18 protein-coding genes and 1 pseudogene are annotated in these 17,073 nt (G+C 56.5%); 6 read left to right on the forward strand and 13 right to left on the reverse strand.

Features of this window, described 5'->3' with window-relative positions; translation table 11 throughout:
- Positions 1-12: 12 nt before the first annotated feature.
- The 12 genes from CRP02_RS01595 to CRP02_RS01650 all read right to left on the reverse strand — a co-directional run bounded on the left by CRP02_RS01595 (position 13) and on the right by CRP02_RS01650 (position 12,235).
- Positions 13-957: a branched-chain amino acid ABC transporter permease gene (locus CRP02_RS01595; protein ID WP_038496661.1), complete on the reverse strand. Its 945-nt coding sequence runs from the start codon at positions 955-957 to the stop codon at positions 13-15.
- 2 nt (positions 958-959) lie between these two features.
- On the reverse strand, positions 960-1,820 hold the full coding sequence (locus CRP02_RS01600) for a branched-chain amino acid ABC transporter permease (protein WP_097169995.1): 861 nt from the start codon (positions 1,818-1,820) through the stop codon (positions 960-962).
- Positions 1,821-1,833: 13 nt separating this feature from the next.
- Positions 1,834-3,021, reverse strand: coding sequence for an ABC transporter substrate-binding protein (locus tag CRP02_RS01605; protein ID WP_097169996.1), 1,188 nt, complete (start codon positions 3,019-3,021; stop codon positions 1,834-1,836).
- A gap of 37 nt (positions 3,022-3,058) precedes the next feature.
- On the reverse strand, positions 3,059-3,766 hold the full coding sequence (locus CRP02_RS01610) for an ABC transporter ATP-binding protein (protein ID WP_097098936.1): 708 nt from the start codon (positions 3,764-3,766) through the stop codon (positions 3,059-3,061).
- The gene (locus CRP02_RS01615) at positions 3,763-4,518 is read right to left on the reverse strand and encodes an ABC transporter ATP-binding protein (RefSeq protein WP_097169997.1); all 756 of its coding nucleotides are present in this window, start codon (positions 4,516-4,518) and stop codon (positions 3,763-3,765) included. Before CRP02_RS01615 ends, CRP02_RS01610 begins: the two co-directional genes overlap by 4 nt.
- Positions 4,519-4,556: 38 nt before the next feature.
- The gene (locus tag CRP02_RS01620; protein ID WP_097099267.1) at positions 4,557-5,363 is read right to left on the reverse strand and encodes an ABC transporter permease; all 807 of its coding nucleotides are present in this window, start codon (positions 5,361-5,363) and stop codon (positions 4,557-4,559) included.
- A 116-nt stretch (positions 5,364-5,479) separates the two neighbouring features.
- Positions 5,480-6,508, reverse strand: a complete 1,029-nt coding sequence (locus tag CRP02_RS01625) for an ABC transporter substrate-binding protein (RefSeq protein ID WP_097169998.1) — start codon at positions 6,506-6,508, stop codon at positions 5,480-5,482.
- A gap of 67 nt (positions 6,509-6,575) precedes the next feature.
- On the reverse strand, positions 6,576-7,631 hold the full coding sequence (locus CRP02_RS01630; RefSeq protein WP_097098939.1) for an ABC transporter ATP-binding protein: 1,056 nt from the start codon (positions 7,629-7,631) through the stop codon (positions 6,576-6,578).
- A complete protein-coding gene (locus CRP02_RS01635) occupies positions 7,631-8,455 on the reverse strand; it encodes an ABC transporter permease (protein WP_210200291.1) in 825 nt (274 codons plus the stop codon). Before CRP02_RS01635 ends, CRP02_RS01630 begins: the two co-directional genes overlap by 1 nt.
- 5 nt (positions 8,456-8,460) lie before the next feature.
- Positions 8,461-9,693, reverse strand: a complete 1,233-nt coding sequence (locus tag CRP02_RS01640) for a metal-dependent hydrolase family protein (protein WP_097169999.1) — start codon at positions 9,691-9,693, stop codon at positions 8,461-8,463.
- A gap of 547 nt (positions 9,694-10,240) precedes the next feature.
- Entirely contained in the window at positions 10,241-10,852 is a 612-nt protein-coding gene (locus tag CRP02_RS01645; RefSeq protein WP_097170000.1) for a TetR/AcrR family transcriptional regulator, read from the reverse strand.
- Positions 10,853-11,338: 486 nt separating this feature from the next.
- Entirely contained in the window at positions 11,339-12,235 is an 897-nt protein-coding gene (locus CRP02_RS01650) for an AraC family transcriptional regulator (RefSeq protein ID WP_097170001.1), read from the reverse strand.
- A gap of 172 nt (positions 12,236-12,407) precedes the next feature.
- On the opposite strand from CRP02_RS01650, the gene CRP02_RS01655 reads away from it, so the two are divergent.
- The 6 genes from CRP02_RS01655 to CRP02_RS01680 all read left to right on the forward strand — a co-directional run bounded on the left by CRP02_RS01655 (position 12,408) and on the right by CRP02_RS01680 (position 16,232).
- A complete protein-coding gene (locus tag CRP02_RS01655; protein ID WP_097170002.1) occupies positions 12,408-13,166 on the forward strand; it encodes an SDR family NAD(P)-dependent oxidoreductase in 759 nt (252 codons plus the stop codon).
- Positions 13,167-13,195: 29 nt separating this feature from the next.
- The gene (locus tag CRP02_RS01660; RefSeq protein WP_097170003.1) at positions 13,196-13,870 is read left to right on the forward strand and encodes a glutathione S-transferase family protein; all 675 of its coding nucleotides are present in this window, start codon (positions 13,196-13,198) and stop codon (positions 13,868-13,870) included.
- A gap of 26 nt (positions 13,871-13,896) precedes the next feature.
- Positions 13,897-14,493 (forward strand): isochorismatase family cysteine hydrolase, encoded by a 597-nt coding sequence (locus tag CRP02_RS01665; RefSeq protein ID WP_097170004.1) that lies wholly within the window; start codon positions 13,897-13,899, stop codon positions 14,491-14,493.
- A 66-nt stretch (positions 14,494-14,559) separates the two neighbouring features.
- On the forward strand, positions 14,560-14,985 hold the full coding sequence (locus tag CRP02_RS01670; RefSeq protein ID WP_097170005.1) for a putative quinol monooxygenase: 426 nt from the start codon (positions 14,560-14,562) through the stop codon (positions 14,983-14,985).
- Positions 14,986-15,001: 16 nt separating this feature from the next.
- On the forward strand, positions 15,002-15,520 hold the full coding sequence (locus CRP02_RS01675) for a MarR family winged helix-turn-helix transcriptional regulator (RefSeq protein ID WP_097170006.1): 519 nt from the start codon (positions 15,002-15,004) through the stop codon (positions 15,518-15,520).
- A gap of 115 nt (positions 15,521-15,635) precedes the next feature.
- The gene (locus tag CRP02_RS01680; protein ID WP_097170007.1) at positions 15,636-16,232 is read left to right on the forward strand and encodes a nucleotidyltransferase domain-containing protein; all 597 of its coding nucleotides are present in this window, start codon (positions 15,636-15,638) and stop codon (positions 16,230-16,232) included.
- A 272-nt stretch (positions 16,233-16,504) separates the two neighbouring features.
- On the opposite strand, the pseudogene CRP02_RS01685 reads toward CRP02_RS01680, so the two are convergent.
- Positions 16,505-17,056: pseudogene (locus CRP02_RS01685) on the reverse strand (IS110 family transposase); the annotation flags it as partial.
- Positions 17,057-17,073 lie beyond the last annotated feature (17 nt).

Genomic DNA, 17,073 nt, shown 5'->3' on the forward strand with positions numbered 1-17,073 from the left:
GATCTATTCCTTTCAGGGTGTAGGTTTCGCAAGGTTGGGCAGCTTGGCACGGAGACGCGATACGACTGGATGATCTCGCGCTTCTGGAATGAGGCCGGCTACCCTGAACCGGAGGACAATCAGAAGTGTCGCGCTGAGAAAGAGTTCCCGCATCGCGGCGCCCTGGGGCGGCGTGATATAGGGAATGAAGGGGATCAAGAAGCGCGAGCCTTCAAGGATGACAATGATGATGGCAGCTCCCAGCACCGCACCCCGATTGTTGCCGACACCGCCGACAAGAAGGGAAAGTTTGATGTACAGCGTGAGCAGTGGAACAAACAGATCGGGCGAGATGAAAGATGTGTAGTGAGCATAAAGTCCCCCCGCGAGACCGATGATACCGCTGCCCAGTGCAAATGCCTGCACCTTGAAGACCTGCATATTTTTGCCGGCCACGCTGACGACGACATCATCGTCACGCACAGCACGAAGCACCCGCCCGAACGGCGAATAGAGAATCCGCTGGCAGCAGAAATAAAGCACCGCCAAAATCAGGACCACTATGCCAAGATAGACCAGATTGAATTGCAGCAGGCTGAGATCCGCCCGAAAAGGACCAGGAATGCCCGAAATCCCATCTGTGCCGTTGGTCAACCATATTTCGTTGGACGCGACGATGCGGATCGTTTCCGCGAAACCGAGAGTCACGATGGCAAGATAGTGATCCTTCAGGCGTCGGGTTAGCATGGCGAGCCCTGCGCCGACTATTGCCGCAGCGATTGTGGCGAATATCATACCTCCCCAAATCGGCAGGCCAAGCGTCTTGGTCAGGATGGCGCTGGTATAGGCGCCAACCGCGGCTGAACCGACAAGGCCAAGATTGACGAGGCCCGCCATGCCCCACATCACGTTGAGGCCGAGGGCCATAACGGCATAGATGCCCGCCACGACCGAAATGCTGATAATGTAAACTTCCATGACTAGCGAGCCTCGCGACCGAGAAGCCCTTGCGGGCGTAGCGTCAGGATCAGGATAATCGCGACGAAGGCGATTGCCGACTTGTAGCTGGCCGGCAGAACCAGCAATGAGAGTTCCTCTGCGATGCCTACGAACAAGGCACCCGCCACAGCCCCTGGAATGCTTCCCAGCCCTCCGACGACGGCCGCCGCAAAAATCGGCAGCATAGCACGGGAGCCCGTCATCGGATCGATGGAAGCATCGAGGCCAAGAAGCATACCACCCAGGCCTGCAAGCCCCATTCCCATGAATGAAGCAGTGCGCGCCACCACGCGTGAATCGATCCCCTTGATGTCGGCAAGCCTGGGATTGTCGGCAACGGCCCTCATCGCCTTCCCCATGCGGGTAAAGGACAGGAAACCAAAGACAATTGCCATTGCGACCAGGGACACCATCAGGTTCTTGAGCTGTTGCGGCCCCAGATGGATGCCGAGAACGGTGATGTCGCGGGCTAGGGGAAGATCGTATCCGCGAAGATCGCTGCCATAAAAGAGGCGGACGACATTCTCCAGCCCGATTGTCAAGGCGAGAGAGCCAATGGCCGTGGTGATCACACCGGCAGCGCGAAACGGCTTCAGGATATATTCATCCGTGAACAGGCCAACAAGCCCGCTGACGAGTAAAGCGACAACCAGTGCAGGCACCACTGACAGGCCGAATTCAACATTCGCGACCCAGCCGGCAAAAGCGCCCACTGTTGCGTGGGACGCAATTGCAAAGTTGGGAAACCGGAGTACGGAATACATGGCCGTCAATCCGATGGCCGGTATGGCGAGAACACTTCCCGCCATGATTCCGTTTGCGATCAACTGGAGAACGTTCATTCCTGGTCCTCGATCAGACGATTTTGATCAGTTGGATCTTGCCGTTTTTGGCTTCGCTATAGCGGAACCGGCAATCGACGATGTCGCCTTTGTCGTTGAAGTCACACGCACCACTCGCACCGTCGTAATTGACGTCCTTTCCGTCCCGGAGAAGCTTCAGACCCTCGACTGCCGAGTATGTTTTCGCGCCGTTGCCCTGAGAGATAAGCCGGACGGCGTCCCGAATGCCCGTGCCTTCAGCTTTCCCGACCTTTTGGATCGCGAGAAGGGCAAGCGAGATCCAGTCGGTCGCCTGCGCTTCATACGAATCCGCGGATTGGTTGTTCAGGCGTTTCTGTGCGAGCGCGTAAGCTTCGCTGTCGACGTCGCTCGAGGGCTGAGCCGTTACGAGACCGTCGGTTACGTCCGATGGAATACCCTCGGCCACCTTGGTGGTGTAGGCATATGACTGGGTAATGCGTCCCCCTTCATAGCCGGCACGATAGAGGTCTTTCAGGAGGACGGTCAGGTCTGGTCCGTAACTGTTGAGATAGATGAAATCGGGTTTGGTGGCGATAGCGCTATCGATTTCCGAGCGATAGCTCGACTTCGATGGTTCGTAAATCAGCCCGCCGACAAGCTCGGCGCCGTTTGATGCGAGAACGGAGGCAATCTGGTTTTTCATTGTCGCGGCGAAAGGCGTTTGTACCGCCACGTAGAACACTTTCTTCGCACCCGTGGACACAAGATATTCGGCGTGCTTGGTCGCCTGAAGCGCCGTATTTGGTTGCGTTCGGAAAATGTAGCCCTGATGCGGCAGCTGCGTGATGGAATCGGCCCCTGAAACGGTCATCAGGCACGTCTTGCTCTCCCAGCAAACCGGTGCGACGGCTGAGGTCACGGCAGATGCCCAGGTTCCCATGACAACGGGAACGCGATCCACGCCGACGAGTTTTTGAGCCGCGCGGACAGCGGCCTCGGGATTGGTCTGATCATCTTCAACGATCAGTTCGATGGTTCGGTTCAGGACACCACCGGCTCCGTTGACCTCGTCGACAACCGCCTGCATCGCCTTCAGCATACGGGGGCCATCCTGGGCGCCGGCACCGGTAAGCGGCGTCAGCACGCCAAGTTTTATGGAGGTTTCAGCTCGCAGGATTGCCGGTGCAAATAGGCTGCCGGCAACGATGGCGGATGCGGAAAGGAATTCTCTTCTGTTCATGGCATTCCCCTTTTTGTTTGAATGGCAGTAGTGTCTATCAACCCCCGAGGAACATCCTGTTGATGTCCTCGTTCGCAAGCAGGTCTGCCGATGGCCCCTCGATGCTGTTCCTTCCATCGACAAGGATGTAGGTGCGGTCGGAAATCTCCATGGCCTCACGCGCATTTTGCTCCACCAAAGCAATGGCCTTGCCGGAATCCCTCAGTTTGCGAATTTCGCGGAAGAGTTCGTCGGCTGCCGCCGGAGACAGGCCGGCAGTGGGCTCGTCAAGCAGGATGAGACCCGGATCCACCATCAACGCCATCCCCACCGCGAGCAGTTGCCGCTGGCCGCCGGAAAGCGTGCGTGCCAGTTGGCCTTTCTTTTTCGCAAGAATTGGAAAGTGGCTCATGACATCGTCAGCACGGGCTCGAAAATGTTTCGCGGCGATGTAGCCGCCCATTTCCAGGTTCTCGTAAACGGTCATGTTGCCGAAAACATTATGCTCCTGGGGTACGAAGGCGATGCCCTGGCGGGATACGTCGTGGGGTTTTAAACCGCTGATGGGTGTATCGCCGTAGACGATGCGCCCCTGCGAGGGACGAAGCAGGCCTGCGATCGTTTTCAGAAGAGTGGACTTACCTGCGCCGTTGGGGCCGACGATGCATACGATCTCTCTTGGCGATACATGAAAATTCACGCCCTTGAGGATCTGATCCCCTGCGGAGTAGCCAGCGATTACATTTTCGACTGTCAAATCACTCATCGGCGGCTTCCCATATAGGCGCTCTGGACGTCCTTGTTGGCCGCCACGAACTCGAATGTCCCCTCAATCATCTTCCTGCCGTCAGCCATGACGATCACGTGGTCGCAAAGCCTGGAAATCAGGTCCATCTGATGTTCGATGAGCACGATGGTTACACCTTCTCTGGAGATGGCCAGGAGGCGTTCGCCGATCTCCCTGACAAGCGATGGATTGACCCCGGCCATCGGTTCATCAAGCAGAAGCATGCCAGGATTTCGCATCATGGCGCGGCCAATTTCGAGCAGCTTTTTCTGGCCGCCGGAGAGGTCAGAAGCCTTGTTGTCAAGAACATGCGACAGCTTCAATCGCTCAGCAATTTCCAATGCCTTGCCGAGCAATTCCTCTTCGCGGCGAATGCTGGCCTTGCTGCGCGTCAACGCCTGCAAGAGGCTCTCGCCCGGCTGGTTGGTCCCGTAAAGCAGCAAGCTTTCGAGCACGGTCAGACGCGGAAACCCGCGTGCAATCTGAAACGTACGCACGAGCCCGCGGCTTGAAATCTGGTCGGGACGCATCCTCTCGATACGCTCGCCCTTAAATCGGATTTCTCCACTGGATACCGGCAGAACACCCGAAATGCAGTTGAACAGTGTTGTCTTGCCGGCGCCGTTGGGGCCGATCATCCCGATAATGCCGCCTTCGGCAATTTTCAGATCGACTCCTGAAAGGGCGTGAACCCCACCAAAATGTCGTTTAACTCCGCTAATTTCGAGCATACCAACCTCTATGAAAACGACCGCGAGCGAAAGGCAGGTCAGTATTTCCGTTTGACGTAATATCCGGCCACGACGGTAATCGAGATCGTGACGGAGAGGAGGATAAAGGACAGGGCAGCGCCGAATGGCCAGTTCGCCTTGTTGAGAATTTCGCCGACGATCATTGGTGACATCATGCGAAATGACGGACCTCCGAGCAGGACCGGGGTCGCATAGGCATTCATTGTCAAAATGAACGACAGAACGAATGCAGCCAGAAGACCTGGTATGATCTGGGGCAGCTTTACGAGCAGGAAGTTTTGCAGTGGCGTCGCACCCAGGCTTGCAGCGGCAAACTCCACATTCTCGTCCAACCCCTCGAGCACACTCTGGAGCGTCAAGACCACGTAGGGAAGATTGACCGCGACGATACCCACAAAGACCGCTAGGGGCGTATACATTATTTCAAGCGGCGTTGAGATCAGCCCAAGCGAAAGCAGCCCGTAGTTCAACACACCGCTCTTGCCGAAAGCAACCATCCAGCCTGCTGCTCTGACAGCGTTCGAAATGAACAGCGGCAGGATAATCAGCATAAGCAGGAAGGTTTTCATGCTTCCGTGTTTGCGCGATATCCAGTTCGCCAACGGCAGGCCCACGATCAGGCATACGACCGTCACACCAAACGACATGAGGATCGTTGTCCGCATTCCCTTTAGATAATAACTATCCGAGAAGAAGGCCGAAAAGTTGGCAAGCGTGAAATCGCTCACCATGAACTGACCCGGCACATAGCTGTTCATGCTGTAACGCAAGAGGTACAACAATGGCAGTGCCATGAAGACCAGAACGATAGTTGTCGCGGGCATAAGCATTCCCGCTGCGGAAAGATTGTTTTTCTGCATTACCCGGCATCCGGATCAGTGTTACTGGCGACAGCTACTCGCGTTCTTAAGCGCGAGTAGCGCAAATCAGTTTGTAGTCATCAGGACTTGAAGTCCTTTTCCCACCAGCTTTGCAGACTTGCATCGACTTTAGCCATGTATTCGAGGTCAGGCTGTACGAACTGCTGATCAGGCTTGTAGTCGATGACTGCTGCCAGAGCGGGGTCCAGCGTTACCGTCGAGTTTGGCGGCGCATATCCCATTTTTTCAGCGAATGCGGCCTGCGGACGCTCGTCGAGCATTGCGTTGAGGTAGGCAAAAGCTGCTTCCTTGTTCGGGGCGTTCTTTGGGACACCGACATCGGAAATGTAAAGTGCCAACCCTTCCTTCGGAATAGCGACATCGACATCGATACCAGCATTCTTCCACATAAAGCCGCGCGCATTCCACATGATGCACATGACAACTTCGCCGGACTTCAAGGCCTGCGCCATGGCTTCATTGGTGGGGTATATTTTAACACCCTGCTTCTTTAGCTCGAGCAGCTTTTCCTTGCCTGGTTCGACATTCGAAGGTCCACCACCCGCAATCATTGCAGCTGATTCAATGGTGTTTTGATACTGAATATCGATGACACCGACGCGGCCGGCATACTTCGGATCCCAGAGATCGGCGTAAGAACTTGGTGCAGGATGAACCTCCTTCGGATTGTAAAGAATGACGCGCCCAGTATACATGTGAGGCACGGAATACTTGGTCCGAAGGAAGGGATGAACCTTTGCAAGATTGGGAATTTTTGTCTCGTCGAGCTCCTCGAGAGCACCGTTGGCGTACATCTCGTAAGTGCCCTGACGCGTCAGGCAGGCAACGTCCATGGTACCACGTGGCAGACGGCGCTCGGCCAGTATCTTGGATTTTCGAACGGTTTCTGCCGCCGGATCAAATACGACCTGCAGGCCACTATCCTTCAAAACGGTATCGACGATGTTTGCCTGCTGCAAACTCTGGTAGTCGCCTCCCCACGTTCCTACGATGACGCGGCCGCGAGTCTGCGCCAGGCCAGGTAGCGCTGACGATAGGAGGGCGCTTGCGGAAAGTGCTCCAAAGGCGCGGCGAGTGATGTTCGGCATTTTTGAGTTCCCCTTTTTTTAATTGAAATCCGCTGCTCGATATGACCGACGACACGCCGGTTCCTGGTCAAAGCGGAATGATGTCTTTCTTTGCGATGCTGACGAAAAGCGGACTGTTGACCGCAGTCGAGAGGCCTTCAAAGTCCAGTTCCCGCGGCGACGTTACTGCCTTCAGTCGAGTTCCGCTTTCAAGTTCGATATCGGCTTCGACCATGCCGCCCAGGAAGACGCAGCGCTCAAGGCGGCCGCGGAAGCAATTGGGCTCCTGTGTCGTCGCTTCTCGCGTCAAGCGAATGGCTTCAGGTCTTATGAGGATTTCCTCAGACCCGGCCCGATAGACAGCGGCCTGCATAAGCAGACCATTCTCGGTCCTGAAAGCACCGGCTTCCATGGCGGCCCCTTTGAGAAAATTGGTGCGCCCGATGAAGTCGGCGACGAAACGGTTGGCGGGTGCGTTGTAAAGGTCGCCGGCAGAGCCCACCTGCTCGATCACTCCAGCCTGCATGAGGACGAGGCGGTCGCCGACCGACATCGCCTCTTCCTGATCATGTGTGACCATAATCGTGGTGATGCCGAGAGATTTCTGGAGGTTTCGCAGTTCGTCGCGAACCTGAAGGCGTAGCTTGGCGTCAAGATTGGACAATGGTTCATCGAGAAGAAGAATATCAGGGCGGATCGCAAGCGCCCTTGCGATGGCCACGCGTTGCTGCTGACCACCGGAAAGTTGCCTTGGAAAGCGTCCAGTCAGATGGGACAGCTTCACAAGGTCGAGTGCGTCACCCACTCTTTTGCGAATTTCCTCTTCAGCCACCTTTCGACGCCGCAAACCGAAGGCAACGTTTTCGAAGATCGAGAGATGGGGGAAAAGTGCATAATTTTGGAACACCAGACCGATATTGCGCCGATGCGGTGGCTCGTGGGTCACGTCTCGAGCCCCGATCGCAATCCTCCCTGCGTCTGGCTCGATAAAGCCCGCCATCATGCGCAGCGTCGTGGTCTTCCCGCAGCCGGAAGGACCAAGGAAAATCAGGAACTCGCCTTGTTCTATCTTAAGGGAAATATCCGACACGGCGCGGAACGTGCCATATTGTTTCCTCAGGCCGGTAATCTCGACGTTAGCCATCACACAATCCTGGAAATATTGACGAAACGGTTGGAAACAATCAGAGCGGTTGCCACGAAAGCGACCTGAAGCACGGAGACGGAGGCGATCGTAGGATCGATTTTCCACTCGAGGTACTGCATCATCGCCACAGGAAGCGTGACCTGACCTGGACTTGCCAGGAAGATCGAAACCTCGAGGTTTCCGAAGCTGACGACCAAAGAGAACACAGCCGCTGCAAAAATGCCTGGGCGGATAAGAGGGAGCGTGATCCGCCAAATAATCCCGGCCGGGGTATCACCAAGGCTTGCAGCCGCTTCCTCGACAGAAAGATTGGCGCCTTCCAATGACGCGACCAGAAGGCGAATGCACCAGGGTATTGTCAGAAGTACATGCCCCATCACGAACACGCCGACCGAGCCCGACAGCGGTAGTCCGGTTGCGATTTCGATCTCGACGACTGTGATGTAGAGCGATGCTCCGATCACAATGGCCGGAACAGTCAACGGTGACATCAGCAATTGAAGGATCGCTGAGCGGCCGCGAAACGCCCGCCGGACGATGATGATCGCGGCGGGGATGGAAACGGCAAGCCCGACTGCGGCTGCGAATGCAGCAACCATCAAACTGAGAATGAATCCGTCGAGAAACTGCGGTTGGCGGAACGCCTCCTGATACCAGTGAAGCGAATAACCCTCCACCGGAAGCGAAAGGATTTCGTTTGAAATTACGGACAGCCAGCACACCAGGATCAGGGGTAACAGCATCAATCCCAACGCCACGAGATTGACGCTGCTGACGAACCAGCGCCCTGTTTTTTCAGGAAGAGTGCTTCCTTTGATCATGAGCATCAGTTTCCGACAGTGTTTTTGTAGAACTGGCCACCGCGAATAATCATGGCGAAGCTCTCATCGGGCCGCGACAGCAGGTCGATATCCTCAAGCGGATCGCCATCGACAACGATGAAATCGGCATAAGCACCTTCTGCAATGACACCAATCTGATTTTCCATCATGCAAAGTTTCGCAGCAACGCGGCTTGCAGAACGGATGATCTCATGCGCCGACAAGACTTTTCCTCGGATCGAGAATTCCATCGACTGATACTTATGAAGCTGACCGAGAAGGTCAGATCCGAAGGCCATTTCGAGTCCGGCATCGCGCATGATCCGTAAGGATTCCAGACCTGCGACACGTACGGTATCGATTTTCGCCTGAGAATCTGGGCTCAAGCCAAACGCCGCACCTTCCAGAGCGAGCCCTTCATAGGCGACAAGTGTCGGGCAAGCGATGGCACCGGCTTCAGCGGCCAGTTTCGCCGTGTCGGACGTGATCAGATTGCAGTGCTCGAGCGATTTGACACCACATTCCACTGCTCGACGGATCGAAGCATCCGAGTAGGTGTGAGCGGCCACATACATACCGTAGTTTTCCGCTTCTTCCACAATCGCGACTATTTCCTCACGGGAATACTGAAGAACGTGGATCGGGTCATTTGGTGAGGAAACGCCGCCATTGGCCATAATCTTGATGAAGTCTGCTCCGCCTTTGATTTCTTCACGCGTGGCACGTCGCACTTGATCGACGCCATCTGCAATTCGGCCCAATGCACCGAGAGAGCCTGCGTGCAATTCACGTTTGTCGTGGCGGCTTCGGTAATCGCAATGACCTACCGTCTGGCTGAGAGCCTTGCCGCAGATCACCAGCCGTGGCCCGTCGATCATGCCTTCTTCAACAGCCATTTTCATCCCGAGGTCCGCTCCCGCGAGATCTCGAACTGTCGTGAAACCGCGCATCAGCATGTCATGCATGATTTTGCGCGAGCGCAAGGCAATCAAAGACGAGGGCAGTTCTGCGTTCTTGGCCAGATCAACAAGTGTCGCGATGACGTGAACGTGGGCATCGACAAGGCCAGGCATCAGAGTGCGGCCTTCAAGATCAATGCGCGTAACCCCTGCTGCTACTATTGCGTCCGAGGAAACACGCACAATTCGCTCCCCCTCGACTTGTACTTCGACACCCTCGACCAGCACGCCCTTATCGACGTCGAGTACCTTGCCACCGTGGAAAATATAACTGTTCATGAGGACCCCGATTTCGTATTTTCTCAACATTACGAACAGTCATGTCTGTTTGTAAATAGCAAAAATCCAAAAATGTGCCCTGCACAATGCAATTTTCGCACCTGCACAATATGAAGGCATAAACAAACGCCACCGCACAATTGCGCGCCATTGCCGACAACCCAATGAAGTTGTTATCTTTCTGATAACTCTACAATTTCAATATAAATACTGCTATCGACAAATTTCGATGAGCGTGCGCACTGCACGCAACATGAGAAATACGTTGGCTGATTAAAATGCATGACTTCAAGCGTCCCCGAAGCGATTGCGCGACGCGGCGAAGTCGGCTTAGAGCCGGGGCAAATAGGCGACGGCAGCCACACTCGGATCAAATGTAAGGGAAAAGCCTCGGATGCGCGGTTACTTGAGGGATTTAACTGGTACCCCCCGCGATGTCCCAGATATGGCGAGGGTTGAAGACATGGTAGAGCCGGCTCAACCCAATCGAAGCAAGAGCAACTGTAATCAGGACGCTCGCAACGTCACGCAACCGGACCAGATAAGACTACTGCATTTGCCAATCATTTCCATATACAGCAACCAGCATTTCCTTCCATTTTCCAAGCAAGCTTCTCTGAAGCTCTTTGGTCGAATTGGAACTGAAACTGCTATGAAGGGCTATGCCACGCAGAACACACAGGCTGAGCTGTATGAACTCATCCGTTTCCGGCCGATCGAGAGAGACGCCAAGCAGTGTGGCGATAGCGTTGTCCCTGCTCGATGCCCACTTGACCATGATCTCACGAATGCCATTGCCTAATTCGTCATCATTGCGGGAAGCCAGCATTATTTCCAGCGACGCAATGTAGTTTCCTGCCTGGAACAACCTATCCCAAAGAAAATCTGTCACTTCATCCGGAGAGAGGCGGCGCTCATTCTTTCCGATAAAATCCAGCCAGTCGGTTTCCCAGGAAAAGATGAGATAATCAAACGCGGCGATAATCAGTGCGTTGCGGCTTGGAAACTGGTGGGTAAGCGCTCCGCGAGAAACATTCGCCCGCAGCGCAACATCCTCAGTCGAGAACCGTCCGTAACCCACCTCATTCATCGCGTCGAGCGCCGCTTGACAGAGCTTTTTACGTGTTTCCTCAGATCGCTCGGCCTGGGTTCGACGCATCTTTGTGGCCGCCTTCTAGTCTACTGGTCCCGGTTTCGCTTATCGCTTCGGTCTATGTTGCCCACTGCTTTCAATGAACGACGTGCAAATATTCGTCACCCCATATCCATCGCCTTAGAGCTTCTTTCTTCGGCAAAGGTCAAGAAATTATTTCAGTCGGAACTCTGTCACGATACCGCGCAGTTTTTTGGATAATCGCAAAGGATGCCCAATTGCATGAGATAAATGAAGACGTAACGATACTTTATGTTTGCGACGGGCGCATTGAGCGGAACCGAACTATCAAAGCGACTTGCTTTTTTCATTTGGTATCAGCTTCTTAGGTTTTTCAAGAAGATCCAGAAACTGGTTTTGAGCGCGCTATGCGCAATCAAGTCTGACTCTCGTCTGATCGCCCGATTCTACGGCGAGGGGCTATCGCTGAAAGCACGGGTTCAGCAGGCGCCCCCCCTTGCCCGAAGCCAACAGCATCGAATTGACAGCCTTCTAAATCCTCGGAGTGTCGATTGATTGCCTGAGTCTGCGAACGTCGCGGACGGGCGGAGCCCCGAACTGCCGCAGATATTCGCGGCTGAATTGCGAGGCGCTTTCATAGCCGACCGCATAGGCGACGTCGGAGGCACTCCGGTCACCGGCGAGGAGCAACTGGCGCGCTTCCTGAAGGCGTAGCTGCTTCTGATACTGGATCGGGCTTAATCCGGTCAGTGCTACGAAGTGGCGATGCAGGCTTGCGCGGCTCATGCCAGCGGCTTCGCACAAAGCCTCGATCCGCAGCCGCCTGTTGCCATTGTCGCGGATCCATTCGACCGCGCGGCGTATGCCGCCGATTGCGCCTTCCGGGCGGGCGATGTGACGCAACAGTCGCCCCTGCGGGCCCTGCAGGAGACGATAGAGCAATTCGCGTTCGGCCATCGGCGCGAGCCCCGGGATGTCCGCCGGCGTGTCGAGCAACGCCAGCAGTCGCAGCAGCGTGTCGCGCAGCGGAGGCGTCATCGGATTGATCGCGAGACCGCTGTCAGGCGTGCCCGCATCGCGCACCGCCGGCATCGTCGATGCGACCTCGGCGAGAATTGCCGCATCCAGGACCAACGAAATCGACACATAAGGACTGCCGTCGTCCGCGTCGTGGATCTGTCCACTCAAGGGTAGATCGAGTGCACTGACCAGATACTGAGACGCGTCGTAGCCCAGCAGATCGTCGTGGATGGCCACTTCTTTCGACCCCTGCAGAATGAAGCAGATCATCGAACGGTAGAGACACGGCGAGGTTCCTGAGGTTGCTTGTCCTACGCCGATTTCCAGGCGCGGGATTGGCGTGAGGGTCATTCCGATCCGCCCGTGGCGGAGCGCGATGTCGCGAAGGGGATGTAGGTTGTCGATCATGGCAAAGACTATGACACCATTTCTCCCATCTGCATAGACCTTGAGACAATCAGGCAAGCAATTGAGAGCATTAGGCGGGGCGTCGGGCGTGGCAATCGCCTATTTGACTGACAGCGAATGTGGCGCCCAAGCGGCGTGTCATCCGATAATCAAAACCTCAAGGAATGTAGCCATGTCTCAGAAGATCGCACTCATTACCGGAGCCAGCCGCGGCCTCGGTCGCAGCATGGCGTTGCACCTCGCCCGTCGCGGCGTCGGCATCGTCGGCACCTATCGCCAGGGCGCCGGGGAAGCCCAGACGCTGGTCGAAGAGATCGAAGCCATGGGCGGAAAGGCGGCGATGATCGAGCTCGACGTCACGAAGGTAGCAAGCTTCCCGGCCTTCGTCGCATCCTTCTCCGAGACGCTCGCGAGCCGCTTCGGCAGCGACCGGTTCAACTATCTGGTCAACAACGCCGGTGCGGTCGTCCACGTGCAGGTCGCTGACGCAAGCGAGGAACAGTTCGATATGATGATCGACATGCACCTTCGCGGACCGGTGTTCCTGACGCAGGCATTGCTACCGATCATCGCTGATGGCGGACGCATCCTTAATGTCTCTACGGGCTTCACGCGCACGTCGATGGCCAACTTCGGCCTTTATGCGGCAGCCAAAGCGGGGCTCGAGACGCTGACCCGGTTCATGGCGCTGGAACTCGGCGCGCGGCAGATTCGCGTCAACGCCATCGCGCCCGGTGCCATCGCCACCGATTTCGGCGGTGGTAGGGTTCGCGATAACGAACAGGCTCATGCCTTCGTCGCGAGCAAGATCGCGCTCGGCCGCGTCGGTCAGCCCGACGACATCGGCGGCGCGGTCGCAGCGATCCTGTCCGACGATTTCGGCTGGGCCAATGGCACGACGTTCGACGTATCGGGCGGCCAGTCGCTCTGATCTCCATTCCTGAACATCGAGATACCATCATGACCGAGCAAAACCTCACTCTCATCAGCCACCCACTGTGCCCATTCGTCCAGCGCGCCGCTATAGTCCTCCTCGAAAAGGGGGTGGCGTTCGACCGGGTCAACGTCGACCTGTCGGCAAAGCCCGACTGGTTTCTGGCCCTGTCGCCGACGGGCAAGGTGCCGGTGCTGAAGGTACGCCAGCCGAACGGTGAGCAGGCAATCCTCTTCGAAAGCGTGGCGATCTGCGAATATCTGAACGAGACGCAAGGCGGCGCTGCGATGTATCCCGACGATGCATTGCTGCGTGCGCGGCATCGCGCCTGGATCGAATTCGCCACCCAGACCTTTGCCGAGGGCTGGCAGTTCCTTCACGCCAAGGACACGGCGACCGCCAACGCCCGGCGGGCCGCCTTCCGTGATCGGCTGAGCAAGATCGAGGCCGAACTGGGCGAAGGACCGTATTTTGCCGGGGCGGACTTTGGTCTGGTCGATGCGGTCTACGCACCGCTGTTCCGCTATTTCGGGATAATAGATCGGCAAGTGGCGGACCCGATCTTTGCTGGCCTGCCACGTGTGACGGCGTGGCACGCGGCACTTGCCGAGCGATCCAGCGTCAAGGACGCCGTGATCGACACCTATCCCGACCTGTTTCGCGACCACCTGCGCCAGCAAGGCGCGATGATCGCAGCTTAACAACCAGAATTCCAAGGAGTGATATCATGACCGACGCATCCAAGAGCGCGCTGATCCTGATCGAATATGTCAACGACTGGCTCTCCCCGACCGGCGGCATTTATCCGGTGTTTCAGGACCGGGAGCAGGTCGACACCGCTATCGCCAATTCGAAGATCATCCTCGAAGAGGCCCGCCGTTGCGGCATGCACGTGATCCACGCAGCGCTGAAGTTCGAGCCAACCTTCAAGGTGCTGGGCGAGGCCAAGTACGGCCTGCGCAAGATCACGCGCGACCATGGCGCGTTCCTGGGCGAGCAGGCCGATTTCTTCCCCGGCTTCGAGCCGGCAGAAGGCGAGCATGTCGTTCGCGAGCGCGCTGGCGGCAGCAGCGTCTTCGTCGGAACCACGCTCGATGGCTACCTGCGCAACAATGGCATCTTCGATATCTACCTCGCCGGCTTCTCGCTGCGCCAGTGCGTCGAGTCTTCGATGCGCAATGCCCATGACCTCGGCTACCACACCAACGTCATCTACGACGCGTCAGCCGGCTATACCCGCAAGCAGCAGGACGACTTCGTGGCGGAGATCGCACCCTTCTACGCCAACGCCATCACCGCCCAGGAGTTCGTGGCGCAGGCATAATCCACCGCTGCACCCGGCTCCGTCATGGGGCCGGGCTTTCCTCGGCCGTAGATACAGGGTGATATAATGATCGGGATGATGGTCGAACTCAGAGTCGCGCCGGGTAGCACCGACGCATTTGAACGCGCCTTCGCGGTCCAGGCGGCCGCAGTGCGTGCCAACGAGCCTCGTACTCTTCTTTACGAACTGTTCAAGTCGCGCACTGTGGCCGACTGCTACACGCTGATCGAAATCTACGAGGACGAGGCCGCTCTCTCTGCGCATCGTACATCGTCGCACATGGTGACAAATCGACCGTTGACCGAACCGTTCCTCGCCGCACCGCCAGTCATGCAACATATTCGAGATGTTGCCGATCACGGCGCCCATGTTGCAGCTTCACGGTGCCAACGACGGCTGCATCCTCTCGGCACAGGTCGCCGACGGACATCGGTTTGGGACCTGCACGAGGACAACGTTAATCCATGCTACTGTTTCCGTCAGGCTTCTTAAATTCGAGATACGTGACATGAGTCAGCCCATCAACAATCTGGACGCCGCATCGGCGGCGGCCGAACAATGGCGAAAAGAGCGTCCCGACATTGATCCCTTCCCGATGGAATTGCTCGGGCGGTTGGGTGAAATTGCGCTGCTCATAATGCGTGATCGCCTCACTCCATTTTTTATGGAGCATGGCTTGCAAAGCGGAGAGTTTGACGTTCTGGCAACGCTGCGTCGCTCAGGGGCGCCGTACGAACTTACTCCTACCCGCCTTTATGAATCCGCCATGCTCTCCTCCGGAGGAATGACGGCTCGCATTGACCGACTTGAGCGAGAAGGCTTGGTGGAGCGGCGGCGCCATCCGACCGATCGACGCGGCGTACTGGTGGCGCTAACGCCGATAGGCGTCTCGTTGATCGATAAGATGCTCGCGCAGCATGTCGAAAACGAGCGCATCGCGTTGGCGGGATTAACGGTGGCCGAGCAGCAGCAATTCAATGCGCTGTCGATCAAGCTGCTTGAGGGCTTGAGGTTGAAAACGTCGTAGGGTCAGGACCTGTAAACTGGGCAAAAGACCCGGATGGTCTCGATCCTATTGCGTCAGATCGGACGTTGGCCCAAAAAGACGCCTGAACCGCCCCAACCCTAGTCTGGTCCTCCGCATGAACCCTCTCCCAGAAGACTCTTGGAATGCCTGGTCGCCAGATGAGCTGCATGCACGTATTGGACACTGGGGATCAGAGTGGTATGTCGTCGGTGGCTGGGCTTTGGACCTGTGGCACGGCCATCAGACCCGGGCGCATGAAGATCTGGAATTCGCCGTTCTACCTGCCGGTATAGATGGTTGCCGCAAAATCTTGTCCGAGCTGGATTTCTTTGAAGTAAGGGAGGGGAAGCTCTCCTACCTCGCCCCAAACGCTGGGCCACCGGCAGACCTGTGGCAGCTTTGGGGTGCTGACACAGCCGCTGGTTTCTGGCGTGTTGATATGATGGTCGAGCGGGGAACACCGGAAGTCTGGGTGTACAAACGTGATCGTTCGATCCAAATGCCCAGAGCGACCGCCGTTCGAAGGAACAAACTGGGTACCCCCTATCTCGCACCGGCCAACGTTCTGCTCTTCAAGGCAAAGTACCGTAGAGAGAAAGACGAGCGCGACTTCGAGGCCGCGCTCCCCAAACTCAATTTCCAAGAAAAGCTTGATCTGCGCCTCTGGCTAGAGGCCCTGCATCCCGAGCATGAATGGATAGCGCGTTTATAAGGGAACACTACAAACGCAGGCTCCGTCCACAGAGCGAATCTTGACTGAACAGCTACTATTCCGGGTAATGCAGCGGCAGCCACCTCGATCGTTGAGGATATCTTCGCCGAACGAAAAATCGGCGCCGACCATCTACCGGAAATCACCGGCGCCCGACTCGCGATCGACGAAACGATCGAAGGAAGGCGCGCTGCTAACCGTTTTGTTCATTGCCGTGCCGTTTCACGCCTTGAAAGGATAAGGCGTTGCGCCAGGTCGCAAACTAACTTTGCCAGCGCCTCAAGGACGAACCGGGCAAGCTCCGGCAGATCTGATCGCTCACCTTCAGCAAGCTCCCGTACGACACGAACTATCTGGCTAACTCCCACACCAATCGAAATGCCAAGTTCCGCAAGATGAGCACGGATCGAGTGCAGAAGCATCGTGCGTTGCTTGATGAGGAGAGCTCTTGAACGGTGCAACATCGCCGCTGATTGCTGCTCCACGGATTTCACCGGCACGAAACGCATTGTCGGCCGCGTCACGGCTTCACAGATCGCCTCAGCGTCCGCGGCATCATTTTTCTGCCTTTTCACATAGGGCTTCACATAGGCTGGCGGCATCAGTCGCACGTCATGCCCAAGAGCCGAAAGCTCGCGGGCCCAATAATGAGCCGTTCCGCAACCCTCGATACCGATGAGGCAAGGCGGCACCTGTGAGAAGAATTTCAGCATCTGCTGGCGACGCAGCTGCCGCCGCACAACGACGTTGCCGCCGACATCAATTGCATGAACTTGAAACACCGATTTCGCTATATCGATGCCAACAGTAGAGATCTCTTCCATTCGAACGCTCCCAGTTT

The organism is Rhizobium sp. AN5, from assembly GCF_900215255.1.
Classification (GTDB): domain Bacteria; phylum Pseudomonadota; class Alphaproteobacteria; order Rhizobiales; family Rhizobiaceae; genus Agrobacterium; species Agrobacterium tumefaciens.